The organism is Streptomyces sp. NBC_01451, from assembly GCF_036227485.1.
In the GTDB taxonomy this organism is placed as follows: Bacteria; Actinomycetota; Actinomycetes; order Streptomycetales; family Streptomycetaceae; genus Streptomyces.
The window spans coordinates 8,421,337-8,448,243 of sequence record NZ_CP109479.1; the positions used below are offsets into that span (position 1 = coordinate 8,421,337).

The 26,907-nt window shown below is 70.0% G+C and carries 24 protein-coding genes; 16 read left to right on the forward strand and 8 right to left on the reverse strand.

Annotated features, from left to right (window positions below; genetic code table 11):
• Positions 1-54: 54 nt before the first annotated feature.
• The gene (locus OG595_RS37070) at positions 55-1,656 is read right to left on the reverse strand and encodes an FAD-dependent oxidoreductase (protein WP_329279861.1); all 1,602 of its coding nucleotides are present in this window, start codon (positions 1,654-1,656) and stop codon (positions 55-57) included.
• Between the two features lie 275 nt (positions 1,657-1,931).
• Between OG595_RS37070 and OG595_RS37075 the strand changes: the two genes are divergently transcribed.
• The 4 genes from OG595_RS37075 (at position 1,932) to OG595_RS37090 (ending at position 5,723) form a co-directional block, all read left to right on the forward strand.
• Positions 1,932-2,780: a 2-keto-4-pentenoate hydratase gene (locus OG595_RS37075; protein ID WP_329279863.1), complete on the forward strand. Its 849-nt coding sequence runs from the start codon at positions 1,932-1,934 to the stop codon at positions 2,778-2,780.
• Positions 2,777-3,736 (forward strand): acetaldehyde dehydrogenase (acetylating), encoded by a 960-nt coding sequence (locus OG595_RS37080; RefSeq protein WP_329279864.1) that lies wholly within the window; start codon positions 2,777-2,779, stop codon positions 3,734-3,736. The genes OG595_RS37075 and OG595_RS37080 overlap by 4 nt, the downstream gene beginning before the upstream one ends.
• Positions 3,733-4,746: a 4-hydroxy-2-oxovalerate aldolase gene (gene dmpG / locus OG595_RS37085; protein WP_329279866.1), complete on the forward strand. Its 1,014-nt coding sequence runs from the start codon at positions 3,733-3,735 to the stop codon at positions 4,744-4,746. The genes OG595_RS37080 and dmpG overlap by 4 nt, the downstream gene beginning before the upstream one ends.
• 188 nt (positions 4,747-4,934) lie before the next feature.
• A complete protein-coding gene (locus OG595_RS37090) occupies positions 4,935-5,723 on the forward strand; it encodes an IclR family transcriptional regulator (RefSeq protein WP_443073282.1) in 789 nt (262 codons plus the stop codon).
• 137 nt (positions 5,724-5,860) lie between these two features.
• Here OG595_RS37090 and OG595_RS37095 read toward each other — a convergent pair whose 3' ends face one another.
• Both OG595_RS37095 and OG595_RS37100 read right to left on the reverse strand, forming a co-directional pair.
• Positions 5,861-6,631, reverse strand: a complete 771-nt coding sequence (locus tag OG595_RS37095) for an SDR family NAD(P)-dependent oxidoreductase (RefSeq protein WP_329279868.1) — start codon at positions 6,629-6,631, stop codon at positions 5,861-5,863.
• 2 nt (positions 6,632-6,633) lie between these two features.
• The gene (locus tag OG595_RS37100) at positions 6,634-8,166 is read right to left on the reverse strand and encodes an acyl-CoA synthetase (protein ID WP_329279870.1); all 1,533 of its coding nucleotides are present in this window, start codon (positions 8,164-8,166) and stop codon (positions 6,634-6,636) included.
• Positions 8,167-8,379: 213 nt separating this feature from the next.
• On the opposite strand from OG595_RS37100, the gene OG595_RS37105 reads away from it, so the two are divergent.
• The 3 genes from OG595_RS37105 to OG595_RS37115 all read left to right on the forward strand — a co-directional run bounded on the left by OG595_RS37105 (position 8,380) and on the right by OG595_RS37115 (position 11,491).
• Positions 8,380-9,171 carry an enoyl-CoA hydratase/isomerase family protein gene (locus OG595_RS37105; RefSeq protein ID WP_329279871.1) on the forward strand — a complete coding sequence of 264 codons (792 nt, stop codon included), beginning with the start codon at positions 8,380-8,382 and terminating at the stop codon, positions 9,169-9,171.
• A gap of 105 nt (positions 9,172-9,276) precedes the next feature.
• A complete protein-coding gene (locus OG595_RS37110; protein WP_329279873.1) occupies positions 9,277-10,335 on the forward strand; it encodes an alcohol dehydrogenase catalytic domain-containing protein in 1,059 nt (352 codons plus the stop codon).
• A gap of 1 nt (position 10,336) precedes the next feature.
• Positions 10,337-11,491: an acyl-CoA dehydrogenase family protein gene (locus OG595_RS37115; RefSeq protein WP_329279875.1), complete on the forward strand. Its 1,155-nt coding sequence runs from the start codon at positions 10,337-10,339 to the stop codon at positions 11,489-11,491.
• Between the two features lie 95 nt (positions 11,492-11,586).
• Here the strand turns inward: OG595_RS37115 and OG595_RS37120 are convergent, their stop codons facing one another.
• Positions 11,587-12,294 carry a TetR/AcrR family transcriptional regulator gene (locus OG595_RS37120; protein WP_329279878.1) on the reverse strand — a complete coding sequence of 236 codons (708 nt, stop codon included), beginning with the start codon at positions 12,292-12,294 and terminating at the stop codon, positions 11,587-11,589.
• 215 nt (positions 12,295-12,509) lie between these two features.
• Between OG595_RS37120 and OG595_RS37125 the strand changes: the two genes are divergently transcribed.
• A complete protein-coding gene (locus OG595_RS37125; RefSeq protein WP_329279880.1) occupies positions 12,510-14,522 on the forward strand; it encodes an alpha-ketoacid dehydrogenase subunit alpha/beta in 2,013 nt (670 codons plus the stop codon).
• 95 nt (positions 14,523-14,617) lie between these two features.
• Here the strand turns inward: OG595_RS37125 and OG595_RS37130 are convergent, their stop codons facing one another.
• Complete coding sequence (locus OG595_RS37130; protein ID WP_329279883.1) at positions 14,618-15,835, reverse strand: IS30 family transposase; 1,218 nt, start codon at positions 15,833-15,835, stop codon at positions 14,618-14,620.
• Positions 15,836-15,917: 82 nt separating this feature from the next.
• On the reverse strand, positions 15,918-16,964 hold the full coding sequence (locus OG595_RS37135) for a cyclase family protein (protein ID WP_329279886.1): 1,047 nt from the start codon (positions 16,962-16,964) through the stop codon (positions 15,918-15,920).
• A 162-nt stretch (positions 16,965-17,126) separates the two neighbouring features.
• On the opposite strand from OG595_RS37135, the gene OG595_RS37140 reads away from it, so the two are divergent.
• Positions 17,127-17,525, forward strand: a complete 399-nt coding sequence (locus OG595_RS37140) for a nuclear transport factor 2 family protein (protein ID WP_329279888.1) — start codon at positions 17,127-17,129, stop codon at positions 17,523-17,525.
• Between the two features lie 37 nt (positions 17,526-17,562).
• Positions 17,563-17,970, forward strand: a complete 408-nt coding sequence (locus tag OG595_RS37145) for a nuclear transport factor 2 family protein (RefSeq protein ID WP_329279891.1) — start codon at positions 17,563-17,565, stop codon at positions 17,968-17,970.
• 70 nt (positions 17,971-18,040) lie between these two features.
• On the opposite strand, the gene OG595_RS37150 is transcribed toward OG595_RS37145, so the two are convergent.
• Positions 18,041-19,699: a flavin-containing monooxygenase gene (locus OG595_RS37150; protein ID WP_329279893.1), complete on the reverse strand. Its 1,659-nt coding sequence runs from the start codon at positions 19,697-19,699 to the stop codon at positions 18,041-18,043.
• A gap of 178 nt (positions 19,700-19,877) precedes the next feature.
• Here OG595_RS37150 and OG595_RS37155 point away from each other — a divergent pair, with 178 nt between their 5' ends.
• The 6 genes from OG595_RS37155 to OG595_RS37180 all read left to right on the forward strand — a co-directional run bounded on the left by OG595_RS37155 (position 19,878) and on the right by OG595_RS37180 (position 24,982).
• Entirely contained in the window at positions 19,878-20,270 is a 393-nt protein-coding gene (locus tag OG595_RS37155) for a carboxymuconolactone decarboxylase family protein (protein ID WP_329279895.1), read from the forward strand.
• Positions 20,271-20,353: 83 nt separating this feature from the next.
• Positions 20,354-21,094: an SDR family NAD(P)-dependent oxidoreductase gene (locus tag OG595_RS37160; protein ID WP_329279897.1), complete on the forward strand. Its 741-nt coding sequence runs from the start codon at positions 20,354-20,356 to the stop codon at positions 21,092-21,094.
• A 157-nt stretch (positions 21,095-21,251) separates the two neighbouring features.
• Positions 21,252-22,472, forward strand: a complete 1,221-nt coding sequence (locus OG595_RS37165; RefSeq protein WP_329279900.1) for an NAD(P)/FAD-dependent oxidoreductase — start codon at positions 21,252-21,254, stop codon at positions 22,470-22,472.
• Between the two features lie 19 nt (positions 22,473-22,491).
• Positions 22,492-22,686: a ferredoxin gene (locus tag OG595_RS37170; protein WP_164324347.1), complete on the forward strand. Its 195-nt coding sequence runs from the start codon at positions 22,492-22,494 to the stop codon at positions 22,684-22,686.
• A 70-nt stretch (positions 22,687-22,756) separates the two neighbouring features.
• Positions 22,757-23,995 carry a cytochrome P450 gene (locus OG595_RS37175; RefSeq protein ID WP_329279903.1) on the forward strand — a complete coding sequence of 413 codons (1,239 nt, stop codon included), beginning with the start codon at positions 22,757-22,759 and terminating at the stop codon, positions 23,993-23,995.
• A 69-nt stretch (positions 23,996-24,064) separates the two neighbouring features.
• Positions 24,065-24,982, forward strand: a complete 918-nt coding sequence (locus tag OG595_RS37180) for an SDR family NAD(P)-dependent oxidoreductase (RefSeq protein WP_329279904.1) — start codon at positions 24,065-24,067, stop codon at positions 24,980-24,982.
• A gap of 444 nt (positions 24,983-25,426) precedes the next feature.
• Here OG595_RS37180 and OG595_RS37185 read toward each other — a convergent pair whose 3' ends face one another.
• Positions 25,427-26,887, reverse strand: coding sequence for an MFS transporter (locus tag OG595_RS37185; RefSeq protein WP_329279906.1), 1,461 nt, complete (start codon positions 26,885-26,887; stop codon positions 25,427-25,429).
• Positions 26,888-26,907 lie beyond the last annotated feature (20 nt).

Here is a 26,907-nt window from a genome sequence, read left to right on the forward strand (position 1 = left end):
CGAAGGCGCGACTGTGCCCGGGACACGGCAGGTGTCCCGGGCACAGTCGTGGGGTCAGTCCTTCGCGCCGGCGATGTCGAGCACCGCGAGGTAGGAGAAGGCGAGACTCGAACCGATCGGGGCCCCCGCACCCGGGTACACCCGTCCGGACATCGCCGCCATGGTGTTCCCGCTCGCGTAGAGCCCTTCGATCGGGCTGCCGTCCGGCCGGAGCACCCGCGCGTTCTCGTCGGTCTTCAGGCCGCCCTTGGTGCCGATGTCGGCCGGGAGGATGGTCGCGACGTAGTACGGCGGGGTGTCGAGCGGCAGCAACAGCGGGTTCGGCCAGTCGGGTGTGGGCGGCGCCGGGTAGTTCAGCGCGGGCAGCGCGGGGAAGCCCAGCACGTGGTGGGCGATCTGGTCCCAGGGCGACTCGCCCCGATGGAACCTCTCGTCGACCCCGGTCTGCGAGTAGCCGTTGAACTCCTCGACGGTCGCGCGCAGGGTGTCGAGCGGTACGTCGATCAGCTTCGCCACCTCCTCCAGGGTGTCGGCCCTCTTCAGCGCGCCCGACTCGAACCACTCGGGGCGCACCGGCTCGTCGGCCGGGCCGCCGAAGCTGTCCCGGTCGAGCTGACGCTGGTCGATGATCCAGTGGGCGGGTATGTGCGAGACACCGGTGGTCCTGTGCAGGCGGAGGATCTCGTGCCCGGCCTGGTCGTAGGGGCGCGTCTCGTTCATGAAGCGCTCACCGGCGGCGTTGACCCAGATCCCGCCCCGCGTACCCGTGTGGAAGACGGGCAGTCCGTCCGGCCACACGAGGCCCGGCACCAGCCAGGCCTCGTCGAGCAGGTCGGTGGCGGCACCGATCGCCATCCCCGCCAGCAGCGCGTCGCCGGTGTTGCCCGGGGCACCGTGCGACCACTCGCCGGTGAGCGGTGGCTGGTGCTTCCTGCGCAGGTCCGCGTCCCGCTCGAAGCCGCCGGCGGCGAGGATCACACCCCGCGAGGCACGGATCCGGACGGGCTCACCCTCGCTGACGGCGTTCACGCCGACGACCCTGCCGTCCTCGACGATCAGGCTCTCCAGCGCGGTGTCGAGCTTCAGCGTGCCGTTGCCGGTCTCCAGGAACGCGGCCAGCGCCCTGCCGATCAGCGCGCGGCCACCGTTGAGCACCGGGCCCTGGTCGACGCCCCACCGTTCCATCGAGACGGGCTCGCGCACGAGCCGGGCGTGCTCGCCGAGCTCGGCTGCGGGAATCTCCGGCGGGAAGATGGTGTGCCCCGCGGGGGAGGCGCCGGGGACGTCCGCGTAGTACTCCGGCACGGGCGCGTACACGAACGACCGGAACCACTCGTTCTCCTCCAGCTCGTCGATCAGCTGCGCGCCCGCCCGCAGATAGGCGTCCTGGCGCTTCTCCCGGGAAGGGTCGTCGACGATGGTGCGCAGATACTTCCGGGAGCCCTCGACCCCGTCGTCGACGCCGGCCCGCCGCAGCGGTGCCGAGCCCGGGAACCAGAGCCCGGCCCCGGAGTAGGCGGTGGTGCCGCCCACCCGGTCGGTCTTCTCGATGACGAGCGTGCGCAGACCGCGCGACGCCGCGACATAAGCCCCGACCAGACCTCCGCCGGACCCTACGACGACCACGTCGTAGACATCTTCGTTGATGCTCACCATGACCTCCTCATGCATGAATGCCGACGTTCTCGGTGGGGGATGTGGGGAAGCGCGACCACAGGCGGGGGACGTCGGACGGAGGCGTGCACGCCCTCGCCACCAGCCGTTCAGCGGTTCGCCGGACGACCGTAACGAGCCACCGCCGCACCGGCGTTCGGACATCTCGCTCACCGAGACGCCCCGGTCGACACCCCAGTCCCGCTCAGCGGAACGTCCGTGCCTGCCGTGCCCCGGCGCCGCTCAGGCTGGAGACCCGGTACGAGCTGAGGATGCGAATGACAGACATTGGGGAACCGACGGCCGTCGCGCGGCGCGCCGCCGTCGTCGCCGAGGCGGCCGCGCGCCTGACCGGCGCGGCCCGGGACCACAGGCCGTGCGCCCCCGTGCGGGACCTGCTCGGCGCGAGCGACATCGGCCTCGCGTACGCCGTCCAGCAACGCGTCATCGGAGACCGGATCGCCGCCGGAGCACGAGTCGTCGGCCGCAAGATCGGGCTCACGTCAGAGTCCGTGCAGCGCCAAGTGGGCGTCGACCGGCCCGACTTCGGGGTCCTGCTGGACGACATGGACGTCTCCGGGCTGCCGGAGGTCCCCAGCGCACGGCTGCTGCAGCCCCGGGTCGAGGCGGAGATCGCGTTCGTGCTCGCCGCCGACCTGGACGACGACGACCTCGACATCGAGCGGGTCCGTGCGGCGGTCGGACACGCCGTGGCCGCGCTGGAGATCGTGGACAGCCGGGTCTCCGACTGGGACATCGCGATCACGGACACGGTCGCCGACAACGCCTCCAGCGGCCTGTTCGTCCTCGGCGCCGAGCACGTCGGCCTCAAGGAGTTCGAACCGCGGGACGTGACCATGCGGTTGTACGCCGACGGCGAGCTCGCGTCCGAGGGCACCGGGGCCGCCTGCCTCGGTGACCCTCTCGCGGCGCTGCTGTGGCTGGCGCGTACCGCCCGGGAGTTCGGCGATCCGCTGCGCGCCGGCCAGGTCGTGCTCTCGGGCGCCCTGGGGCCGCTCGTCCCCACCCCGCCGGGCAGCACGGTACGGGCCGAGATGTCGGGCCTGGGACCGGTGACAGCGATCTTCTCCACCAGGGAACGCAAGGAATCCAAGGAGCACGGATGACGAAGACCAAGGTGGCCGTTATCGGCTCCGGCAACATCGGCACCGACCTGATGATCAAGGTGCTGCGCCTGTCCGACACCCTGGAGATGGCCGCGATGGTGGGCATCGACCCGGACTCGGACGGGCTGGCGCGCGCCGCCCGGCTGAAGGTTCCCACCACGCACGAGGGCGTGGACGGACTGATCCGGATGGACGGCTTCGACGAGATCGACATCGTCTTCGACGCCACGTCGGCGAAGGCCCATGTCGAGAACGCCAAGAAGCTCGCCCCGTACGGCAAGCGCCTCGTCGACCTCACCCCGGCGGCCATCGGCCCGTTCGTGGTGCCGCCGGTGAACCTGGACGAGCACCTGAACGCCGCCGACAACGCTGTCGACAACGTGAACATGGTCACCTGCGGCGGCCAGGCGACGATTCCGATCGTCCACGCGGTCAGCCGGATCACCCCCGTGCCCTACGCCGAGATCGTCGCGTCCATCGCCTCGAAGTCGGCCGGGCCCGGCACCCGGGCCAACATCGACGAGTTCACCGAGACGACGTCCGGGGCGATCGAGAAGGTGGGCGGCGCCCGGCGCGGCAAGGCGATCATCGTCCTCAACCCGGCCGAACCGCCGCTGATCATGCGGGACACCGTGTACTGCCTGATCGGCGACGCCGACCACGACGCGATCCGTGCCTCCGTCGAGGAGATGGTCGCGGCGGTCGCCGAATATGTGCCGGGCTACCGGCTCAAGCAGCAGGTCCAGTTCACAACGGTCCCCGAGGGCGACCCGGTGCACACACTGTTCACCGGCGACCCCTCCGAGGCGACCACCAAGGTCTCCGTCTTCCTCGAAGTGGAGGGCGCCGCCCACTACTTGCCCGCCTACGCAGGCAATCTCGACATCATGACGTCGGCCGCCCTGCGCGTCGCCGAGCGCATCGCCCAGCGATTCTCCACCGAGGTGACCAAGTGACCGCCACCCCCAGGCTCTACGTCCAGGACGTCACCCTCCGGGACGGGATGCACGCCGTCCGGCACCGGATCACCCCCGAGTTCGTGGCGAAGATCTCCAAGGCCCTCGATCAGGCGGGTGTGGACGCCATCGAGGTCGCCCACGGCGACGGTCTGGCCGGCGGCAGCCTCAACTACGGCCCGGGGAGCAACACCGACTGGGAGTGGATCGAGGCGGCGGCCGACGTCATCGAGCGCGCGACCCTCACCTCCCTCCTGCTGCCCGGCATCGGCACGATCGTCGAACTCAAGCGGGCCTACGCCCTCGGGGTCCGCTCGGTGCGCATCGCCACGCACTGCACGGAGGCGGACGTCTCGGCCCAGCACATCGCCACCGCCCGCGAACTCGGCATGGACGTCTCCGGGTTCCTGATGATGGCTCACATGGCGTCCCCGGAGGTCCTCGCGGGACAGGCGAAGCTGATGGAGTCGTACGGGGCGCACTGCGTGTACGTCACCGACTCCGGCGGCCGGCTGACCATGGACGGGGTGCGCGACCGTATCCGCGCCTACCGGGACGTGCTCGACCCGGAGACCCAGATCGGCATCCACGCGCACGAGAACCTGTCCCTCTCGGTGGCCAACTCGGTGGTGGCGGTCGAGGAAGGGGTGGCCCGGGTCGACGCGTCGCTCGCGGGACAGGGCGCCGGCGCGGGCAACTGCCCGATCGAGCCGTTCATCGCCGTCGCCAACCTCCAGGGCTGGAAGCACGACTGCGACCTGTTCGCCCTCCAGGACGCCGCCGAGGACCTGGTCCGCCCGCTCCAGGACCGGCCGGTGCGGGTGGACCGGGAGACACTCACCCTCGGCTACGCCGGCGCCTACTCCAGTTTCCTGCGCCACGCCGAGGCGGCGGCGGAGCGCTACGGCCTCGACGCCCGCACGATCCTCCAGGAGGTCGGCAGGCGCGGGCTCGTCGGCGGCCAGGAGGACATGATCGTGGACATCGCCCTGGATCTCACCCAGGGCTGACAACGACCGACGTGCCGCTCCCCGGAAGAAGTCTTCCGGGGAGCGGCACTTTTTTGCGTCCCCGGAATATTAGACCGAGCGCCCCAATTAGTCGGTGCACGACCCTTTCTCTACGGCCCATGGCATTGGTACCTTGACGCCGAAGCCGAACTAGAATTGATTTCAGTTTGAGCAGAGAGGCACCGACGATGACGTCTGCCCTTCGCCTGGACCCGCGACCCTCCGAGGTCGTCGGGCAGGCACTGCCGCCGTCGATGATGGAGCGCGTGACGCTGATCATGGACCTATTCGAACGTCCGCAGACCCATCTGACACTCGAAACGGTCTCGCGCCGGACCCATCTTCCGCGCTCCACCACCCACCGGATACTCGACCAGCTGGTCCGCCTGGACTGGCTGCGCCACACGGTGGCCGGCTACACCCTGGGGCAGCGGGCGCTCGGCCTGGGCGGCCGGGAGATCGGCCACAGCGCACTGCGGTCGGCCGCCGCGCCCCACCTCCTGGACCTGGCCGTCCGTACCCGGATGGTCGTCCACCTGGCCGTGCTCGACGGGCCCGAGATCTACTACCTGGACAAGGTCGGAGGCAGGGCGGCGTTCGACATCCCGTCGAAGGTCGGGGGCCGCGCGGTCGCCCACTGCACCGGGCTCGGCAAGGCCATGCTCGCCTGGCTGAGCCCCGAGGAGATCGACGCGCGGTACGCACACCTGATCGAGCGCCGCACCGACCACAGCATCGGCCACCTCGACCACCTGCACAGCGAACTCCGAACTGTGCGCCGCCGCAACGGACTGGCGATCGACCGCGGAGAGTGTTTCCCCGACCTCGGCTGCGTCGGCCTCGCCCTGCGCGGCCCCGAAGGCCCGATCGGCGCGATCTCGGTCGTCGGCGACGGCAGCTCCTCCCTGGAACTGGTGGCCCCCCTGGTGGTGAACGCGGTGAAGGCGGTCTCCGAGGACCTCTTCGGAATCGGCTAGAGCAGACGCGCGCGCCCCAACAGACGCGCGGGGCTGTATCGATGTGCGGCTCCGCCGCGTGGGGCGACAAGCCGCAATGGACCCGCAGCCGACGAACAACCCCGTTGTGTGTCCACCGCGGGCCGCCGGGGGCCACCTCACCAGGCCGTCCAGCCCCCATCCACCGTGACAGTCGTCCCCGTCACGAACCGCGACGCGTCCGAAGCCAGGAACACCGCCGCCCCGCCAAGCTCCTCGGGCGCCCCCACCCTCCCCAGAGGCGTGCCCCGCACAATCCGCTCACCCCAGCGACTGTCCAGCAGGCCGGCGCTGAGGTCCGTACGGAAATATCCGGGCGCGAGCGCGTTCACCCGCACCCCCCGGTCCGCCCACTCCACGGCCAGCGACCTGGTGAGGGCCTCGACCCCACCCTTGCTGGCGGCATACGCGGCGATCCGCTCGAAGCCCGTGCTCGCGTGCACCGAGGAGATGTTGACGATCGACCCGGAGCCCTGCTCCAGCATGACCCGCCCGGCCTCGCGGCAGCAGTAGAAGGTGCCCTGGAGGTTGACGGCGATCACGCGCTGCCAGTCCTCGTCGGTGACCCACTCGCTCCGGCTGAAGTGCGGACTGACCCCGGCGCAGTTGATCACCGCGTCCAGCCGGCCCGCCCACCCGACGGCACCCTCCACCATGCCCCGTACGGCGGCGGAGTCGTCCACGGAGCCGGGCAGCACCAGCGTCTTGCCGCCGTACTCGGCGAGTTCCACTTCGAGACTGTCCAGGTCCGCCGCCGTACGGGCCGTCACCGCCACGTTCGCCCCGGCCTGGGCCAGGGCGACCGCGACGGCCCGGCCGAGCCCCTTCCCGGCACCGGTCACCCAGGCGGTACGGCCGTCGAGGCGCAGGTCGGTGTTGACGTCGGCCATGGTCAGCCCCCCGCGGGGATGTCGCGCAGCGTCCGCTTGAGGACCTTGCCCGAGGGGGTGCGGGGAAGTTCGTCGACGACGTCGAAACGGGCCGGCACCTTGAACTTCGCCAGACGCTCCTGGCAGAACTCCCGCAGCTCGTCGACGCCGGCGTCCGTGCCCGGCCGGAACACCACGAACGCGCGCGGGACCTCGCCCCAGCGCGGGTGGGTCAGACCGACGACCGCGGCCTCCAGGACGGCCGGGTGCTCGTACAGGACCCGTTCGACCTCGGGGGTGGCGATGTTCTCGCCGCCGGAGACGATCATGTCCTTCTTGCGGTCGTCGATGTAGAGGAAGCCCTCCTCGTCGACGTGTCCGATGTCGCCGGTGTGGAACCAGCCGTCCCGCAGGGCCGCGGCCGTCGCCTTCTCGTCGCGCCAGTAGCCCGCGAAGACCTTCGGGCCGCGCAGCGTGATCTCGCCGAGTTCGCCCGCCGGGGCCTCCTTGCCGGTGTCGTCGACGATCCGGATCCGGGTGTGGGGTACGGGACGGCCGACCGAGCCCAGTTTGGACAGGGCGTGCGCGCGGTCGAGGAAGGTGTCGCCCGACACCGTCTCGGTCAGGCCGTACGCGTCGGCGAACCAGGCGTTCGGGAACGCGGTCATGATGCGCCGCAGCACCGGCTCGGGGGTCTTCTCGCCGCCGCCCACGATGAAGCGCATCGAGGTGGTGTCGTACGACTCCCGGTCCGGCACCTCCAGGACGGCGTTGACCATCACCGGCGCCAGCCAGGCGTTGGTGACCCCGTGCTCCTGGATGGCCCGCAGGACCTCCGGCGCGTCGAACTTGCGCTGGAGGACCACGCCGCCGCCCGCGTACAGCACCGGCAGGGCCGGCATGTCCAGGCCGCCCACGTGGTACAGCGGCCCGGCCACGAGTGTGGTGTCCGCCGCGGTGAGGCCGAAGTGGACGATCTGGGACACGTTCTTCGCGTGCAGATTGCCGTACGTGATGCGCACACCCTTGGGGCGCGAGGTGGTGCCCGAGGTGTACATCAGCCGCTGGAGGTCGTCCGGCCCGACCTCGACGGGGTCCACCCGGGCGCCCGCGTGGCGGTCGAGCAGCGCCTCGTAATTGGTCCACTCGTCCGATTCCGCTTCACCGTCCACCAGGACGCGGTGCTCCAGATCCGTGAGTTTCCCGGCGATCCGGTCGGCCGCTCGAACGAACTCCGGTTCGGTGATGATCGCCTTCGCCCGGGAGTGGCCCAGAATGTATGCCCACTCCTCCTCGGACAGGCGGTAGTTCAGCGGGAGGAAGACCGCCCCGACGCGGTTGGCCGCATAGACGAGTTCCAGGAACTCCGGCCGGTTGTAGAGCAGCAGCCCGACGACGTCGCCGCGCCGTACGCCCAGCTCGGTCAGGCCCGCGGCCAGCCGGTTGACCCGGTCGTGGAGTTCGCGCACCGTCAGGCGGCGGTCCTCCTGCGTGACGACCACGGCTTCGGGCCGCTGGGTCAGGTGGTAATCGAGGATGCTCGCGAAATTGTGCACGGGTCTCTCTCGCTCTGTGTCTGCACGGCGAATGCTTCTTGCCACCGCTCATACGGAAAGGCGGGTTCCGGCCGGTTGGTTGCCCGCTACCATGATTTAGTGTACCTCTTGGTCTATAAAACTTGTTGGTCGAACTGTACGACGACACGAACCCATCGACAACCATCTGCGCGCCGGTGAGTTCGCCTTGTTTCCCCCGATGAGGAGGCCCTGGTGCCGCGCATCCGTCTCGACACCGACGGAACCGTTGTCACGGTCCGCCTCGACCACCCGCCCCTGAACGCCTTCGACACCGCCCAGCGCGACGAACTGGCCACGCGCGTACGCGAACTGGCCGACTCGCCCCGGGTGCGGGCCGTCGTGCTCTACGGCGGCGAGCGGCTGTTCGCCGCCGGTGCGGACGTCAAGGCGCTCGCCGCGATGGATGTCGAGGAGGTGCGGGGCTGGAACCGGGCCCTGCAACGCACCTTCGACGAGGTGGCCCGGCTGCCCATGCCGGTCGTCGCGGCGATCACCGGGTACGCGCTCGGCGGCGGCCTCGAACTGGCCCTCGCCGCCGACCACCGCATCGCGGCCGACGACGCGCTCCTCGGCCAGCCCGAGGTGCTGCTCGGAATCATCCCGGGCTCGGGCGGCACCCAGCGGCTGACCCGCCTGATCGGTCCGTCCCGCGCCAAGAACCTGCTGATGACCGGCCGCCGCGTGGACGCGCCCGAGGCCCTGCGGCTGGGCCTGGTGGACGAGGTGGTTCCGGCGTCGGAGGTGCACGCCACCGCCCTGCGCTACGCCCACCGCCTCGCCGAGGGCCCGGCGGCAGCGCTGGAGGCCATCAAGGAGGCCGTGAACCACGGCACCGACACCTCCATGTCCGCCGGCCTGGCCCTCGAACGCTCCCTGTTCACCGGGGTGTTCGGCACGCAGGACGCGGCCACGGGCCTTCGGTCGTTCCTGGCCCACGGCCCGGGCAAGGCCCACTTCGAGAGCCCCGGGCAAGGCGCCCCGTAAGGGGTCGCCTTGCAGGGGCGCGGGGAACTGCGCGACCAGCCCCCACCCAACCCGCAGCGTGCAACGCACCCGCACCGACCACCACGACACGAAAGGAGGGAAAGCATGAAGGCCCTGCGCTGGCACGGCGCCCGAGACCTGCGCCTGGAGGAGGTCCCCGACCTCCCCGACCCCGCACCCCACGAGGCTGTCGTGGAAGTGAGCTGGTGCGGAGTGTGCGGCACGGACCTGCACGAGTTCCTCGAAGGCCCCCACATGATCCGCGACGGCGCGCACCCCCTCACCGGCGCTGCCCCACCCCTGGCCCTCGGCCATGAACTCAGCGGCACAGTCGTCGCGTTGGGCACGGAGACACCCGGCATCGCGATCGGCGACCGGGTGACCGCCGACCCCGTCTGGAGCTGCGGTGTCTGCTTCTGGTGCGCCCGCGGCGAGTACCACATCTGTCCGAGGAGCGGCTCCGTCGGCCTCGCCTCACCCGGCGCCTTCGCCGACCGCGTCACCGTGCCGCTCGGCGGGCTGACCCGGCTGCCCGACAACGTCAGCGACGAGATGGCGGCCGTCGCCGAACCCCTCGCCGTGGGCCTGCACGCCGTCACCCGGGCCGGAGTGCGCCCGGGCGACAACGTCCTGGTCGTCGGCGGCGGCCCGATCGGCGTCGCCGTGGTCCTCGCGGCCCGCATCGCCGGTGCCGCAGGGCTCTATGTGAGCGAACCCCTCGCCGGGCGCCGCGAGTTGCTGCTCGGTCTCGGCGTCACCGAGGCCTTCGACCCGCGCGAGACGGACGTACGCCGCGAGGTGTTCCTGAAGACCGGACGCATCGGCCCCGACGTCGTCATCGACGCGACCGGTGTGCCCGCGCTGGCCGGGCAGGCCGTCGCCACGGTCCGCCGCGGTGGACGGGTCGTGCTGGCCGGTGTCGGGCACGGCAGCGTCGAGTTCGACATGGGGCAACTCGTCTTCTACGAGCGCTCGGTGGTCGGCACCCTCGGCTACAACTTCGACATCCCCCGGGTGATCGACCTGATGAGCACCGGGCGCCTGGACGCCTCCGCTCTGGTCACCGGGCGTTTTCCGCTCGCGGACGGAGCCGGGGTCTTCGCGGACCTGGCCGCCGACCGGGCCGGGCATCTCAAGGTGCTGCTGACTCCGAAGGGACTGTGACATGGATTTCGACCTGCCGGAGGAGACCCGGGACCTCCAGGAGATGGTCCGCGAGTTCGCGGCCAAGGAGATCACTCCGAACGCCGCGCAGTGGTCCGAGACCGAGACGTTCCCGACCAAGATCTTCACCAAGCTCGGCGAACTCGGCCTGATGGGCATGCTCGTGCCCGAGGAGTACGGCGGCGCGGGCTCCGACATGGTCTCCTACGTCGCGGTCATGGAGGAACTCGGCGCCGCCGACCAGTCGGTCGCCTCCTCCTGGAACGCGCACTCGACCATCGCCACGCTGCCGCTCCTGACCTACGGCACCGAGGCACAGAAGCAGCGCTGGCTCGCTCCGCTCGCCAGGGGCGAGGCCATCGGGGCGTTCGGCCTGACCGAGCCCGGCGCCGGGTCCGACGCGGCCGGCATCACCACCACGGCCCGCCGGGCGGACGGCGGTTGGGTGATCAACGGCACCAAGATGTTCATCACCAACGCCGGTACCGACATCAGCCAGGGCGTCACCCTGCTGGCCACGACCGGTAGGAACGAGGACGGGCGGAAACGGTTCGCCACGTTCTACGTCCCGACCGGGACGCCCGGCTACAGCTGCGGCGCCAAGCTGAAGAAGCTCGGCTGGCACGCCATGGACACCCGGGAACTGGTCTTCGAGGACTGCTGGATCGCCGAGGACCATCTGATCGGCGAAGAGGGCAACGGGCTGCGCCAGTTCCTCGCCGTCCTCGACAAGGGCCGTGTCAGCGTCGCCGCGCTGGGTCTTTCACTGACCCGGGCGGCGCTCGCGCTGGCCGTCAAACACGCCACGGAGCGCCACCAGTTCGGCCGCCCGCTGTCCGCCTTCCAGGCGGTCGCCCACAAGATCGCCGACATCGGTACGGAGCTCCAGGCCGCCCGCTGGATGGTCTACCGGGCCGCCGCGCTCGCCGACCAGGGGCGTCCGTACGGCACGGAGGCCGCCATGGCCAAGCTCTACGCCTCCGAGGTGGCCAACCGTGCCGCGTCCCAGGCGGTGCAGATCCACGGCGGCTACGGCTATGTGCGGGAGTCGGAGATCTCACGGTTCTACGCCGACGCCAAGATCCTGGAGATCGGCGAGGGCACCAACGAGATCCAACGCGACGTCATCGCCCGGGCGTTGCTGAAGCAGGCGTGACACGAGCCGGCGGGCCCGGGATGCGAAAGGGCCCGCGGCGGATGCCGCGGGCCCTTTCGCCGGTCGTACCGGTCGTACGAGCTGTGGCGACCGGCTCAGCTCGCCAGGGCGGCGGGCTGCCACACGGCCTCGGGGTCGAGGGGCAGGTCCGGCCGGTCACGCTTGAAGGCGGCGGCCTCCTCCTCCACGTCCGGCAGGGCGACGCCTGGTGCTCCGAACCCGCGCAGCAGGGTGTCGCAGTACTCGCTGGACAGATACGAGGCGTCCCAGTTGCCGTCCGGCTTCACCCATTGGTAGGTGTGGTTGTGCAGATTCAGGAACTGCAGGGTGGCCAGGTGCGGTTCGACGGCGCGGAAGGTGCCCTGCTCCACGGCCTCCGTGAGCAGTCCCCGGACCAGTTGCTCGAACTCCGCGCGCTGGCCGAGGAGCGTGTCGAGGTAGTCGCCGGTGAGGCTCCGGTAGTCGTGCTCGTAGACCCAGATGTGGTCGAGCCTGCGGAAGATGATCGTCAGCAGCGATTCCGACAGCAGCCGCAGCCGCACCAGCGGATTCGCGTCGAGGCCCGCGATCTCCCGGGCGCGGGACAGCAGCGGGTCCATCACCCGCGACTGGATCTCGATCAGCAGGTTCTCCTTGGACCCGATGTAGTAGTACAGGGCGCCCTTGGCGAGCCCGACCGCACGGCCCAGTTCGTTGATGGAGGTCGCCGCGTAGCCATAGCGGGCGAAGAGGGTCGCCGCGGTGTCGATGATCTTCTGGCGTCGGACCTCGTAGTCCGGCCCGTGGCCCGGTGGTCGTGGCATGTGGTTCTCCCCGCCTGATGCGTCGACATTTCGACGCGCCGATGAGACATGGTCCCGGGCTCGCGTCCGGGTGGCCGTTGGCACATCCGGGGGGAAGCGGGTCCGGGACCTCGTTCTATTGTGCTTGACCAGTTTGCTAGACCAGACGGTACATTAAAAGATGGACTCCGGCGGCGCGGCCTTGTACCGCCCGCGCGATCATTGCGAGGACGCGCATGACGACCGAGGCACCCCACCAGACAACGACCGGTTCCGCCGGTTTCGCCGGCTCCGCGCACGCGGAACAGCTCCTGGAAATGTACCGCCGGATGCGGCGCATCCGGCGCTTCGAGGAGCGGGCGTCCGTCCTGTACAAGGCGACGGAGATCCCGGGCTTCCTGCATCTGTCGATCGGTCAGGAGGCCAGTGCGGTGGGCGCCTGCTGGCCGCTGGGCCCCGGCGACGGAATCACCTCCACCCACCGGGGGCACGGCCACGTCCTGGCCAAGGGCCTCGACACGGCGTCCATGATGGCCGAGCTGATGGGCAAGGAGGCCGGGACCTGTCACGGTCGCGGCGGTTCGATGCACATCGCCGACCCGGGTCTCGGCATCTACGGCGCCAACGGCATCGTCGGCGCCGGTCTGCCGATCGCCACCGGAGTGGCCACCGCGGCCAAGCTGCGTGCCGCGGGAGACGTGGTCGTGGCGTTCTTCGGGGACGGCGCGGTCGCCCAGGGCATGTTCCACGAGGCCGTCAACCTGGCCGCCGTATGGGACCTGCCTGTCGTCTTCCTGTGCGAGAACAACCACTACTCCGAGTTCTCGCCCGCGTCCGAACAGCACCGCGCCTCGCTCTCCGCCCGGGCCGCCGGGTACGGCATCGACTACGCGCACGTCGACGGCAACGACGTCCTCGCGGTGGCGGGGCTGATGAACGACGTGGTGGAACGCCTGCGGGGCGGCGCGGGCCCCGTCCTCGTGGAGGCCGAGACCTACCGCTGGCACGGCCACTACGAGGGGGACCCCGAGCGCTACCGCAGCGCCGAGGAGGTCGCCGCCGCCAAGGAGCGCGACCCGCTGCTGGTCGCCCGCCGGCACCTGGCCGCGGCCGGTGTCCCGGCCGTGCTGGCCGACGCCGTCGACGAGGAGATCGACAAGGAGATCGAGGCGGCCGTGGAGTGGGCCAGGAGCCTGCCCGAGCCGGCCCCCGAGACCCTGTACGACTTCGTCTCGGCGCCGCGCTCCACGATCCCCGAGCCGGCCCCCGCCGAGGGCGAGGTCTTCCGCTCCATGGACGCCGTACGCCTCGCCCTGGAACACGAACTCGCCGCCGACCCCGACGTGTTCCTCGCCGGGATCGACATCGGCGCGGGCGGCAACGTCTTCGGCCTCACCCGGGGCCTGGCGGACGCCTTCCCCGGCCGGGTCCGTGACACGCCGATCAGCGAGAGCGCCATCCTCGGCACGGCGGTCGGGGCGGCCATGGCCGGGATGAAGCCGGTGGTCGAGATCATGTACATGGACTTCATCGGCGTCGCCCTCGACATGCTGCTCAACCAGGCCGCCAAGCTGCGCTTCATGACCGGCGGCCGGGCCTCCATGCCGCTCGTCGTCCGCACCCAGTTCGGCGCGGGCCGCTCCTCGGGCAGCCAGCACTCGCAGAGCCTGGAGGCGCTGCTCGCCCACATCCCGGGCCTGACGGTGGTGATGCCGTCCAACCCGGCCGACACGTACGGCCTGCTGCGCGCCGCCATCCAGGACCCGAACCCGGTGGTCTTCGTGGAGAACCGGCTCCAGTACGGACTCAAGGGCCCGCGTCCGCCGGCCGACCACCTCATCCCCCTGGGCAAGGCCAAGGTGATCCGCGAGGGCACCGACATCACCCTGGTCTCCTGGTCCCGGATGGTCCAGGACTGCCTGGCCGCGGCGGATGTGCTGGCCGCCGAGGGAGTGAGCGTGGAGGTGATCGACCTACGCACGGTCGCCCCGCTGGACCGGGAGACCGTGCTCGCCTCCCTCGCCAAGACCAACCGTCTGGTCATCGCCCACGAGGCCGTACGGGACTTCGGCGTCGGTGCCGAACTGTCCGCGCTCGCCGTCGACGAGGGGTTCTGGCACCTGGACGCTCCGGTGACACGCGTGGCCCCGCCGCATGTGCCGGCACCGTACGCGCCCTCCCTGGAGCGGGTGTGGCTGCCGTCGCAGGACACGATCGCCGAGACGCTGCGCCGGATCGCGGCGGTCTGACCACACGAACGGCCGCACGAGAACGGGCAGGGAAAAGGGAGAGGCCCCCAGGAGCAGGCGGATTCGAGGGGTCGTTGCAACACGTGGTCGGTTGATCAGGCCGCGAGCAGTTTATGCAGGCGCTCGGCTGGGGTTTCCCAGTCGAGTGTTTTGCGTGGGCGGCCGTTGAGCTCGGCGGCGACGGCGTCCAGGCGTTCGCGGGTGTGGACCGCAAGGTCGGTGCCTTTGGGGAAGTACTGCCGCAGCAGGCCGTTGGTGTTCTCGTTCGAACCGCGCTGCCAGGGGCTGGCCGGGTCGCAGAAGTAGACCGGGATGTCGGTGGCCAGGGTGAAGGAGGCGTGGGCGGCCATCTCGGAGCCCTGGTCCCAGGTCAGTGACCGCACCAGGTGGGCGGGCAGGGTCTGGGCGGTTTCGACCAGGGCGTCGCGGACATGTTCGGCGGTTCGGCCGTCGGGCAGGTGCAGCAGCATCACGTAGCGGGTGGCGCGCTCGACCAGCGTGCCGATGGCGGAGGCGCCGTCCTTGCCGATGATCAGGTCGCCTTCCCAGTGGCCGGGAACGGCCCGGTCCTCGGCTTCGGCGGGGCGTTCACTGATCATGACCATGGGGGTGGAGAACCGCGGCTGGCGCTGCTGGGCCTGGCGGCGGGGTTTGCGGCGGGTGCGGCCCGAGCGGAGGGCTTTGGCCAGTTCGCGGCGGAGTTCGCCGCGTCCTTGGACGTAGAGGGCCTGGTAGACCGTCTCGTGGACCACGTGCATCTCCGGCCGCCGGGGGAACTGTGCCCGCAGAGCCTGGCAGATCTGCTCCGGGCTCCACCGTATGTCCAGGTGGTTCTGGATGAAGTCCCGCAACTGCGGGTTCTGGCCGATCTTGCCGGTTTTGGGCCGGGGCCGGCGGGAGTCGGCGCGGGCCTGGGCGGCGAAGGGCCGGTACTGGCCGTTGCCGGGGTGCCGGTTGCGGCAGATCTCCCGGCTGATGGTGGACGGGCTGCGACCCAGCTCGGCGGCGATCGTGCGGACCGTGGCCTTCTCCCGCAGCCGGTCGGCGATGTGGATCCGGTCGGCCTCACGCAGATACCGGGACGGACCGGGAGACGGCGCCACCGCTTTGACCGGTGGCGCCGCCTTGTGCCTGCCCGACGGGTTGCGGCCGTTGCGCCACCGCTTGCCCGTCCGGATATTGATCCCGACGCGTCGGCAGGCTTCCAAGCTGCTCAGGCCCTGATCCATGAGCCGGAAGTATTCCTCCCGCTCACGGACCAGCTGCCTACGCCCTTGCGCCACCGTCCGCACCTTGCGGATCTCGAACTCCATCGCACCCCTTGAGCTGGGGTGTTGCGACGACTCCTAGAACCCAAGGCAAAGTCCTGGGGCCCTCTCCCTCGGGGAGTCCGTGTCAGACGGTGGCGATCGGTGTGAGGGGGCTGCCTTGTGTTCCTGGGAGGTTGAGTGGGGGTGCGGTGAGGAGGAAGCGGCTGCGGTTGTGTTGGCGCAGCCAGGTGGCGAGTTTGTCGAGGTACCAGAGTTCGCCGAGGGGGATGCCCAGTTTGAAGAGGCAGAGGTGGTGGATGGGCAGGAGGGAGTGGGGGCCGGTCTCGTTGCCGACGCCCACTCCCTCGACGGCGTAGTTGTCCGCGACGAGACCCGCGAGTTGGGAGTCGGTGATCCATTGGAGGATCGCGGGGTCGTGGGCGTCGAGGTAGGCGGCGGTCCGGTGGATGGCGACGGGGTCGGGGTTCTTGTTCCAGGCGAGGATCTGGGTGGCGAAGCCGGTGTGGAGCAGGACGATGTCGCCGGGTTCGACGGTGACGTTGTCGGCGTCCATGATCTCGCGCAGTTGCTGGTGGTTGACGGCCTGGTAGCCGGTGCCGAGGTGGTGGGCGATGTCGATGAGGACGCCGCGTCCCTGGACGCCGTGCTGGGCCATGTGTTCGAGGCCGAGGTGGCGGGCGAAGCCGAGGCTGCCGCTGCCGTCGCCCTTGGCGTCGTCCTGGGGTCCGACGAGGTCGGTGCCGGCGCGGTAGCCGTTGTAGTAGACGGCCTCGGCGACGCCGTCGGCGTCGGCGTCGAACTCGGCGCCCTGGTGGGCGAGGGCGTCCCACTGGGTGGAGTACTGGAGCCAGAGGGTGACCACGTCGTCGGACCACACGTCGATGAGGTCGGGGGAGAAGTGTTCGCTGGCCCTGATGTTGTAGAAGACGTCCTGGTTGTGCTGGAGGTCCTCGGTGGGGCGCAGGATCGGCGGGTAGCGGCGCTGGTTCATGGCCGTACCGCCGGGATGGTCCAGCGGCAGGCTGAGGCTGAAGGCGATGCCGTGCTCGACCTCGCGCACGCCCTGGAGGACCTTCTCCCGGGTGAGCAGGTTGATCCGGCCCAGCTCGTCGTCCTCGCCCCAGTCGCCCCAGGTCGAGCCCGGCGGACGCTGCTTCCAACGCTTCGTCATGACTAACGTCTCCTCACGCGACGGTCCTCGTCGACAGTCGTCGGCATGCTATTTAGATTATACCGGTCGGTCAACAACCAGAACTGTTCCGTCGCAGCTCTTTATATTGTCTTGCGTTCAGCAATAGACTCAGTGGTCGAAACATCGACTGTTGGGGAGATGATGAGCGAATCCACACAGGCGTGGGTGGCTGCCGGCGTACGTTCCGTGATCGGGACGCACACCCAGGCTCAGGACGCCGGACGCACCGACGAGATCGTCGCGCTGTACACGACCGACGGGGTCCTGGAACTGCCGGGCACGGACCCCCTGCAGGGGCATGACGCCCTCCGCGCGGCCTTCAAGGGCTGGGCGCCGGAGAAGCCGCAGCTGCACCTGGTCACCAACACGGTCGTCACCTCCTCCACCGACGACGAGGCGACGGCCACGAGTGACGTGGCATTCCTCCAGCGCGGCGAGGCGGGCTGGGCGGTCCAGGTCGTCGGGCACTACGAGGACGAGCTGACCCGGGTCGACGGCACCTGGCTGCTCCGGCGCAGGAAGACGACGTACCAGGTCTGAGCACGTGTCACCCCCTTCGACTTGACCTTGGAGAGAGATGAGCACCACTTCCGCCGACGCCGAGGCGTCGGTCACCACCGGTGTGCACACCGCCATCGCCGCCTACGCGCAGGCGCTGGACACCAACCGCACCGCCGACCTCGCCGAACTGTTCGTGCCCGACGGTGTCGCCGAGATCGCCGGTATCGCGACCTTCGAGGGCCGGGACGCGATCCGCGAGGGCTTCGCCGCCTTCGCGCCGACCCAGCCGCAGCTGCACCTGGTGGCCAACACGGTGGTCACCTCGTACACCGATGAGGAGGCCACGGCGGTCAGCAACCTGGCGTTCTTCCAGCGCGGTGAGGCGGGCTGGGCGGTGCAGCTCGTGGGCCGCTACGACGACACGCTGCGCCAGCACGACGGCGCGTGGAAGTTCCAGCGGAGGGTCACGACCTTCCTGCCGTAACGCGTCACGGAAGGCCGATGCTGGTGCCGCCCGATCCGTCGGGCGGCACCAGCATCGGCTTTCTGCCTGGTCAGGCCCTGTTCTCCGCTTCCTTCGCCTTGGAGAAGGCGAAGGCGGGGAAGTCGTTCTGGACCGCCTCGCGGATCAGTGCCTGGAGGTTCCAGCGTCCGCTCGGGTTCAGCAGCTGCTTGATCGGCTTGCCGGGGATGTTGCCCCCGGAGAAGTAGCTGCTCTCCAGGAAGGAGGACATCGTGCTGTTGTTCACACTGTCCGTCCACTCCTCCTCGGCGGCCTCGGTCACCTCGATGACGTCGTGACCGTGCTCGCGCGCGTGGACGAGCGCGTCGGTGACGAACTCCACCTGGTCACCGGCGTACCGCGGGTTGTTGCCCGTGGCGCCGTGCGGCCCGCCGGGGAAGAAGAAGTTGGGGAAGCCGGCCGTCGCGACCCCGAGGTAGGTGAGCGGGCCGTCCGACCAGTACTCCTTCAGCGGGAGGCCCTGACGGCCCCGCACCCCGAGCCGGTTGAGGGCGCCGGTGCCGAAGTCGTAACCGGTCGCCCAGATGATGATGTCGAACTCCTCGACACCCGCGGTGGTTTCGATCCCGTCCTCGGTGATGCGGGTGATCGGCGTCTCGTTGATGTCGACCAGGGAGACGTTCGGCTTGTTGTACGTCTCGTAGTAGCCGGTCCCGAAGGGGGGCCGGCGCCCGCCGTAGCCGTGGGCCTTGGGGATCAGCTTCTCCGCCGTCTCCGGGTCCTTGACGATGCCGCGGATCTTGTCGGCCAGGAACGCGCACCACTCCGCGTTCACGGTCTCGTTCGAGAGCATGTCGTAGTAGTGCTCGGTCAGCTTGGTGAAGCCGGGGCCGTTCCACCGCTCCTCGTAGAACGCCTGGCGGTCCTCAGGGCTGTCCTCCAGGCCGGAACGCATGACGATCTGGTGGAGGAACCCGCTCGGCGAGGCGTTCAGCGTCTCGCGGATGGACTCGAAGTTCGCCTTCAGCTCCGCCTGCTCCTCGGGCGTGATCGGCCCGTTGTTGAGCGGCGTGAGCCAGTCGGCGTCCTTCTGGAAGACGGTCAGCTGCGCCACGTCGTCCGCGATCGCGGAGATGATCTGCACCCCGCTGGAGCCGGTGCCGATCTGGGCCACCCGCTTGCCGGTGAAGTCGATGGGGGTCTTCGGCCAGCGGCTGGTGTGGTGCTGCGCTCCGCGGAAGTCCTCGCGTCCCGGGATGGCCGGGATGAACGGCACCGAGAGGTTGCCGGTCGCCGCGACGACGAAGCGGGCCCGGACCTCGGTGCCGTCGCTGCCCCGCACGGTCCAGGTCCCGGACGCCTCGTCGAAGACGGCCGCGGTCACCTTGACGCCGAAGGAGATGTCGCGGCGCAGGTCGAACCGGTCGACGACGTGGTTGAAGTACCGCTCGATCTCCGGCTGGCCGGCGAACTTCTCCGACCACTCCCACTCCTCCCACAGTTCCTTGGAGAAGAGGTAGCCGTAGGTGTAGCTCTCGGAGTCGAAGCGCGCCTCGGGGTAGCGGTTCCAGTACCAGGTGCCTCCCACCCCGGTACCGGCCTCCAGCAGCTTCACGGAGAACCCGGCCTCCCGGGCCCGGTACAGCTGGTAGATGCCGGTGACGCCGGCACCGATGACCAGTACGTCGACCGAGTCGTCCGTGTTGCTCGCGCTGCCCTGGTCCGGGCTGGTCTTCGTCGTGTCGCTCATGTGCTCTCCCGCGTGAGCCTTGATTCATATGTCGACCGCTCGGTCGAATATTCAGTGAGAGTAGATGAGAGGGCGGGTCCGGGCAATGGATGTGAATCTCGGCCGGGTCATTGATTGTACCGACCGTCTGATCTAACTTTCGCTGAAGGACGTGAAACCGCACAACGGGAGTACAGGTATGAGCGACAAGGGTGTCGAAGAGACCGCCGATCTGCGGGCCGCAGGCTGGAAGGCCATGCGTGCCGCCCTGCCGGGTGTGTTCCCCGAAGGCGACATCGATCTGCGGGACGGCCGCCTCGGCGAGGAGCTCGTCGACATCGGTCTGCTCGGCGTCTGGGGCGGGCTGTGGGGCCGTGAGGGGCTGGCCCCGCGCGACCGCAGTCTGGTGACGCTGGGCATCCTCATCGCCCTCGGTGCCGAGACCGAGCTGAAGACCCATGTCCGCATCGCCCGGACGAACGGGCTGACCGAGGACGAGATCGCCGAGGTCATCTACCACTCCAGTGGCTACACCGGCTTCCCCCGGGCCGTGGCCGCCCGTACCGCGGCCCGCGAGGCCCTGGAGGGCTGACGGGCGGCTGTGTCGCCCCCCCCGTATCGCCGCCGACCGGGCGTGAGCGGCCGTCGGCACCCCACATCACTCAAGGAGCACGCATGACACTGCAGGGAAAGGTCGCGGTCGTCACCGGCGGCGCGCGCGGCATCGGCCGTGGAATCGCCACCGTACTCGCCGCCAAGGGGGCCGCGGTCGCCGTCTGGGACCTGAACACCGAGGGCGCCGAGGAAACCGTCGCCCTGATCGTCAAGGAGGGCGGTACGGCGATCGCGGTGGGCGGAGACGCGGCCGACGCCGAGGCCGTGGCGGCCTCGGCGGCCCGCACCCGGGCCGAGCTCGGTCCGGTCGCGATCCTGGTCAACAACGCCGGAACGACCGCCTACGAGCCCTTCACGAGCATCAGTGAAGCCGCCTGGGACCGCATGATCGGGATCAACCTCAAGGGCCCGTTCCTGGTCACCAAGGAACTGGTGCCGGACATGGTCGAGGCGGGCTGGGGCCGGATCATCAACATCTCCTCGTCGTCCGCGCAGACCGGCGCACCCTCCATGGCGCACTACGCCGCCTCCAAGGGCGGTGTCATCGGCCTCACCAGGGCCCTGGCCGTCGAGTACATCGAGAAGGGGATCACGGTCAACCACGTCCCGCCGGGGTTCATCGACACCCCACTGGTGCGCCAGGGTCCAGTCGACGTCGACGCGGTCGCCGCCATGATGCCGATGAAGCGGGCCGGCACCCCGGAGGACATCGCCTACGCGGTGGCCTATCTGGCCTCCGAGGAGGCGAGCTACGTGACCGGGCAGACGCTCAGCGCGAACGGCGGCCGCTATCTGGCGTGAGCGGCCCGGGCGGAGGGTGTCGCCGACGGCGTACCTCCGCACAGGGTTGTTTGTACCGACCGATAGGTATAATTTTCACCGAGGTATCGAGCCGCAGCTGCAATGGAGCACGCATGAGCATCGACGACGTCAGGAACGGCACCCGCGGGGTGATCGCATGACGGCCCGTGTCCTGGTGGTGGGGGCCTCGGCGGCGGGGTTGTCTACGGTGGAGGCGTTGCGGCGCAAGGGGTTCGTGGGCGGGGTGACGGTGTTGGGCGACGAGCCGCACGCTCCGTACGACCGCCCGCCGCTGTCGAAGCAGGTGCTGTCCGGCGCCTGGGAGCCGGAGCGGGCCGCGCTGCGGGCGCAGGAACAACTGTCGGCGCTGGATGCCGAGTTCCTCCTCGGGGAGACCGCTGTCGCGTTGGACGCCGAGTCGCGGGCGGTGCGTACGGCGTCCGGACGCGAGGTCGCCGCCGATACCGTCGTGATCGCGACGGGTGTGCGGGCTCGGCGGTTTCCCGGGCAGGACGAACTGGCCGGGGTGCATGTACTGCGCACCCTCGACGACGCGCTGGCGTTGCGCGCCGAGTTGCTGCCGGGCCGTCGGTTGGTCGTCGTCGGTGAGGGCGTGCTGGGGTCGGAGATCGCGGCGACCGCGCGGACGCTGGGCCTGGAGGTGACGTTGGCCGGGCCGTTGGCGGCACCGATGGCGTTGCAGGTGGGTCCGGTGGTGTCGGGGGTGCTGGCCGGCCTGCACACCGAGCGCGGGGTGACGCTGCGGCTGGGTGAGGGTGTCGTCGGGACGGCGGGCGAGGGCGGCCGGGTCACGGGGGTGCGGCTGGCCTCGGAGGAGGTACTGCCGGCCGATGTGGTCGTGGTCGCGATCGGAGCGGTTCCGGCGACTCAGTGGCTGGCGGACAGCGGCCTGACCCTGGACAACGGCGTGGTGTGCGACGCGCGGTGCCGGGCGGCCGAGGGGATCTACGCGGTCGGAGACGTGGCCCGCTGGCACCACGAGGCCCTGGGCCGGCCGATCCGGCTGGAGAACCGGACCAACGCCACGGAGCAGGCGATGGCGGTCGCCGGCGCGATCCTCGGCGAGGACCGGCCCTACCTACCCGTGCCGTACTTCTGGACCGACCAGTACGACGCCAAGCTCCAGGTCCACGGCTTCCTGCCGACGGAGGCCGAAGTGGACGTCGTGGAGGGCGAGTTGGCGGCCCGCCGCTTCGTCGCCCGGTATCGCGTCAAGGGCCGGGTCACGGGGGTTCTGGGCTGGAACATGCCCAAGCAGACCCGGCTGCGCCGCCAGGAAGTCGTGGACGCGCTCCAGACCGCCACCGAACCCACTCCGGCCTCCACCCCTGCCCCCGTACCCGCCCCTACCCACTGAACCGACCAGGAGAGAAGTCATGAAGGTTGTCGTCGACGAGGAGAAGTGCGTCGCCGCCGGACAGTGCGTGAACGCCGCCATGGACGTGTTCGACCAGCGTGACGAGGACGGCATCGTCGTCCTCCTGGACGAGAACCCGCCCGCCGAACTGGCCGAGGACGTGCGCAACGCCGCCGCGATCTGCCCGGCGCTGGCCATCCGCATCGAGGAATAGACCGGACGCCGGACGCACGGAGAACCCCCGGGTTCCGTGTGCGCCCGCCCCCACCACTTGAGGAGAATCCATGGCTGAGGCAGAGACCCGGCTCGCCCCCGACGAGCAGGCGTACTTCTATCAGGACGACCGGGACGCCAAGTGCCCCTTCGCACCGCCGCCCGGACTGCGCGCCCTGAACGAGAAGGCTCCGGTGACCCGGGTCCGCATCTGGGACGGCAGTACCCCGTGGCTGGTCACCGGCCATGCCGCGCAGCGGGCGATCCTGTCGGACCCCCGGGTCAGCTCGGACGACAAGCGGCCCGGGTTCCCGTACCCGAACCACGTCATGGCGGAGTCGGCCCCCCACCACCCGCTGACGATCTTCAACGCGGACGGCGCCGACCACACGCGCATCCGACGCATGATGACCCGCCCGTTCACCCGCCCCCGGATGGAGGCGCTGCGGCCGAGCATCCAGGAGTTCACCGACGAGCTCATCGACCGGATGCTCGCGGGCCCCAAGCCGGCGGACCTCGTGACCGCGGTGTCGCTGCCGCTGCCCTCGCTGATGATCTGCGTGCTGCTCGGAGTGCCGTACGCGGACCACGACTTCTTCCAGGAACACGCCCAGTGGGCCACCAGGAGCGACAAGACGGTCGAGCAGCAGAACGCGGCGAACGCGGCGCTGGGCGGCTACCTGGCCAACCTGCTCCAGAAGAAGATGGAGGAGCCCGCCGAGGACGTGCTCTCCGACTTCGCCGCGCGGATCAAGGACGGTGACCTCACCCTTCCCGAGGCCGTCATGCTGTCCATGATCCTGCTGATCGCCGGTCACGAGACCAGCTCCAGCATGATCACGCTGGGTACCGCCCTGCTGCTGGACAACCCCGGCCAGCTGGCGAACCTGCGCGAGATCGACGACACGAAGGCCGTCGCCAACGCGGTCGAGGAGATCCTGCGCTATCTCACCGTTCCACAGCTCGGACAGCGCCGGATCGCCGCCGAGGACTTCGAGTTCGAGGGGGCCGAGATCAAGGCGGGCGACGGCATCATCGCCGCGCTGCCCGCCGGGAACTGGGACCCGGAGGCATTCCCCGAGCCGGAGAAGCTGGACCTCACCCGCAAGGCGAGCCACCACGTCGCCTTCGGCTGGGGCATCCACCAGTGCCTCGGCCAGCAGCTCGCCCGTATCGAACTCCAGGTCGTCTACGGCACGCTCTACCGCCGTGTCCCGACCCTGCGCCTCGCCGTCGACCGTGACGAACTGGACTTCCGTCCGGCCGACGCACTGGCCTTCGGCATCAGCGAGCTGCCCGTCACCTGGTAGCACCGGTAGTCCTGGCAGTACCCGGCAGACGGCGACCGTCTTTCAATCCCAGCACAACAGGAGTCACCTATGAGCGAGTTCAGCTTCGAAGGACGCGTCGCCGTCGTCACCGGCGCGGGCCGCGGCCTCGGCCGGGCCTACGCCCGTCTGCTGGCGGAGCGGGGCGCGAAGGTCGTCGTCAACGACCTCGGCGGGTCGATCGAGGGCGACGGCACGGACGTCGGCCCCGCGCAGACGGTCGTCGAGGAGATCACCGCCGCGGGCGGTACGGCCGTCGCGGACACCAACGACGTGTCCACGCAGTCCGGTGCCGAGGCGATCATCAACCGTGCGATCGAGGACTTCGGCCGTATCGACGTCCTCGTCAACAACGCCGGGATCATCCGGTACGCCGGGCTGCCCGAGATCGAGGCGGAGAACCTGGAACGCCACCTCGCCGTACACCTCGTCGGTTCGTTCAACACCCTGCGGGCCGCCTGGCCGCACTTCGTCGAACAGGGGTACGGGCGGGCCGTACTGACCACCTCCAGCGGCATGTTCGGACTCGACAACAACCTGTCGTACGCGGCGGCGAAGGCGGGCACGGTCGGCCTGGCCCGCAGCGCCCGGCTGGCCGGCGAGCCGCACAACATCAAGGTCAACCTGATCGCGCCGGCGGCGATGACCCGCATGGGCGGGGGCGAGCAGCCGGACGACGCGCAGCCCGTCCCCGGTGTGCCGCACATGCCGTCGGCGGCGGTGGCGCCGATGGTGGCGTACCTCGCCCACGAGAACTGCCCGGTCAGCGGGGAGATCTACACGGCCGGCGCCGGCCGCTTCGCGCGCCTCTTCATCGCCTCGACCGAGGGCTACGTCCACCAGGACGGTCCGGCGACCGTCGAGGACGTCGCGGCCAACTGGGACAGCATCAACGACGAGAAGGACTACTACGTGCCTTCCGACCTGATGGCCTGGTCCGGCTCCTTCCTCAAGCACCAGTTCGGCTAGGACGGACGTCGTCCCGCTGCCTCACAGGCGCGGAGCGACAGCCGGACGGCACTGGGCCCGATCCACCGACCCCCGACCTTTCCGTCGCGGGACCGTCGGGGGGTCGGGCCCAGTGCCGTCCGGCTACGGCTGTGTGTGGGGCGCCGCCTTCCGACCCGCCGTGGACGAACCGGCCTGCTCCGACACCGGCGATCCACCGCCCGACGTGCGTACGCGTATGCGCGGGGGCGCGTGCGTCCGCTTCCGTGTGAGCGCACGCGAGTCATCACGCTCGTACGTACGTGGTCGTGGTGGCCGGCGGCCGGGTGCTCCGGGGGCCTCGCCCCTGGCCGGTCCGCACTTGTCGCCGAGCCGTGCGCTGAGGCACGCGCAACGCGGGTTGGGCCCGCCGCTTCGTCGAGAGCGGCGGGCCCAACTCGCGTACCGTGTGCCGAAGTCGGTCGGTCAGACAGCTGCCTGGCCGGCCTGGACCTCGTCGAGGCGCTTGCTCTTGGGGATCAGGGAGACGAGCAGTGTGCCCACGGCGCAGCAGCCGACGACGAGCCAGAGCCCGTTGGTGAAGCCTTCGTCGAGGTAGAACTGGGTGCCCTGCATGATCGCCCCGTGCTGTGCCATCACGACGAAGGCCAGCTGGGACACGATGATCTGGGCGACGCCCTGACCGAGGGTCTGAGCCCCGTTGGCCAGCGCCTGTTCCTCGGGGGTGACCACCTCGATGATCATGATGGGCGCGATGGCCATGACCATGCCCGTGCCGGTCCCCGCGATGATGCCCATCCCCACGATCTGGGGAGCGCTGTGGTGCAGCTGGGTGCCGATGCCGTAGCCGAGGACGGTGAGCGCGGAGCCGAAGCCCAGCAGGATCCGTGCGTCCATCCGGCGGGCGAGGAAGCCGGTGCCGACGGCCGCCACGATGATCATCGCGCTGATGGGGCTGGTGACGATGGCGTTGTGGGTACCGGACCAGCCCAGGCCTTCGGAGACGTTGGGGATCTTCGGCATCAGTATCAGCATCTGGATCACGACGCCGACGGCGCTGAGCGAGCCGGCCGCGATGGATGTGGCCAGCAGGACGGTCCACACCGAGCGACGCCGGGTCATGGCCGGCGGGAACAGGGGCTCGGCGACACGGCGTTCGACGAGGACGAAGGCGATCAGCGCGATCAGCGCCCCGGCGATCCAGGTCGCGAACCTGCCGCTGTCCCAGCCCCAGTGCGAGCCCTGGCCGACGGCGTAGACAAGTGCCGTGATCCCACCGCCGAGGAGGACGCCGCCGAGCCAGTCCATCCGGCCGCCCGCCGCGCGGATCGGGCTCTCGGGCACGAAGGCCGCCACCAGTGCGAAGCTCACCGCGGTGCTGATGGCCATGAACCACAGCACGCCGCGGAAGCCGTAGTCGTCCAGGAGCCAGCCGGACAGGAACGGCCCGCCGAAGGCGACGAGGCCCACACCGCCGGCGAGGATGCCGCTCGCGAGTCCGACCCAGCGACGGGGGAAGACGTCGCGGGTGATCGCGTAGGCCAGCGGGGCGGTGGCCGCGTAGATGCCCGCGATGCCGCGGCCGATGAGCAGGGTGCGGTAGTCGGTGGCGAGGGCGGCGATCAGGTCACCGACGAAACCCAGCCCGGTGGCGACGAGCAGCACCTTCTTCTTGCCGAAGAGCGCCGCGGCCTTGACCGCGAAGGGCAGGAAGAAGGTCCCTGTCAGCAGGGTCATCAGGGTGAACCAGGCGATCTCGGTCGTCCTGAAGTGGATCGCGACCTCGGCCTGCGCGATGCCGGACAGCGCGGCCATGAGGGCGACCAGCTGGACGGTCCACACGAGCGCGACGACGACGAGCACGTTGCGCCTGGTGGAAAGAGGTCTTTCGGCTTCCTGCGGGGCGGCGGTCTGTGTCTGGGTCATGGGCGGCCTTCCAAGGGGTG

What these genes read in the sequence shown, in the direction of transcription:
- OG595_RS37070 (WP_329279861.1), bottom strand. Translation starts at nt 1,656, where the DNA reads ATGGTGAGCATCAACGAAGATGTCTACGACGTGGTCGTCGTAGGGTCC.
- OG595_RS37075 (WP_329279863.1), top strand. Translation starts at nt 1,932, where the DNA reads ATGACAGACATTGGGGAACCGACGGCCGTCGCGCGGCGCGCCGCCGTC.
- OG595_RS37080 (WP_329279864.1), top strand. Translation starts at nt 2,777, where the DNA reads ATGACGAAGACCAAGGTGGCCGTTATCGGCTCCGGCAACATCGGCACC.
- OG595_RS37090 (WP_443073282.1), top strand. Translation starts at nt 4,935, where the DNA reads ATGACGTCTGCCCTTCGCCTGGACCCGCGACCCTCCGAGGTCGTCGGG.
- OG595_RS37095 (WP_329279868.1), bottom strand. Translation starts at nt 6,631, where the DNA reads ATGGCCGACGTCAACACCGACCTGCGCCTCGACGGCCGTACCGCCTGG.
- OG595_RS37110 (WP_329279873.1), top strand. Translation starts at nt 9,277, where the DNA reads ATGAAGGCCCTGCGCTGGCACGGCGCCCGAGACCTGCGCCTGGAGGAG.
- OG595_RS37115 (WP_329279875.1), top strand. Translation starts at nt 10,337, where the DNA reads ATGGATTTCGACCTGCCGGAGGAGACCCGGGACCTCCAGGAGATGGTC.
- OG595_RS37120 (WP_329279878.1), bottom strand. Translation starts at nt 12,294, where the DNA reads ATGCCACGACCACCGGGCCACGGGCCGGACTACGAGGTCCGACGCCAG.
- OG595_RS37125 (WP_329279880.1), top strand. Translation starts at nt 12,510, where the DNA reads ATGACGACCGAGGCACCCCACCAGACAACGACCGGTTCCGCCGGTTTC.
- OG595_RS37130 (WP_329279883.1), bottom strand. Translation starts at nt 15,835, where the DNA reads ATGGAGTTCGAGATCCGCAAGGTGCGGACGGTGGCGCAAGGGCGTAGG.
- OG595_RS37135 (WP_329279886.1), bottom strand. Translation starts at nt 16,964, where the DNA reads ATGACGAAGCGTTGGAAGCAGCGTCCGCCGGGCTCGACCTGGGGCGAC.
- OG595_RS37140 (WP_329279888.1), top strand. Translation starts at nt 17,127, where the DNA reads ATGAGCGAATCCACACAGGCGTGGGTGGCTGCCGGCGTACGTTCCGTG.
- OG595_RS37145 (WP_329279891.1), top strand. Translation starts at nt 17,563, where the DNA reads ATGAGCACCACTTCCGCCGACGCCGAGGCGTCGGTCACCACCGGTGTG.
- OG595_RS37150 (WP_329279893.1), bottom strand. Translation starts at nt 19,699, where the DNA reads ATGAGCGACACGACGAAGACCAGCCCGGACCAGGGCAGCGCGAGCAAC.
- OG595_RS37155 (WP_329279895.1), top strand. Translation starts at nt 19,878, where the DNA reads ATGAGCGACAAGGGTGTCGAAGAGACCGCCGATCTGCGGGCCGCAGGC.
- OG595_RS37160 (WP_329279897.1), top strand. Translation starts at nt 20,354, where the DNA reads ATGACACTGCAGGGAAAGGTCGCGGTCGTCACCGGCGGCGCGCGCGGC.
- OG595_RS37165 (WP_329279900.1), top strand. Translation starts at nt 21,252, where the DNA reads ATGACGGCCCGTGTCCTGGTGGTGGGGGCCTCGGCGGCGGGGTTGTCT.
- OG595_RS37170 (WP_164324347.1), top strand. Translation starts at nt 22,492, where the DNA reads ATGAAGGTTGTCGTCGACGAGGAGAAGTGCGTCGCCGCCGGACAGTGC.
- OG595_RS37175 (WP_329279903.1), top strand. Translation starts at nt 22,757, where the DNA reads ATGGCTGAGGCAGAGACCCGGCTCGCCCCCGACGAGCAGGCGTACTTC.
- OG595_RS37180 (WP_329279904.1), top strand. Translation starts at nt 24,065, where the DNA reads ATGAGCGAGTTCAGCTTCGAAGGACGCGTCGCCGTCGTCACCGGCGCG.
- OG595_RS37185 (WP_329279906.1), bottom strand. Translation starts at nt 26,887, where the DNA reads ATGACCCAGACACAGACCGCCGCCCCGCAGGAAGCCGAAAGACCTCTT.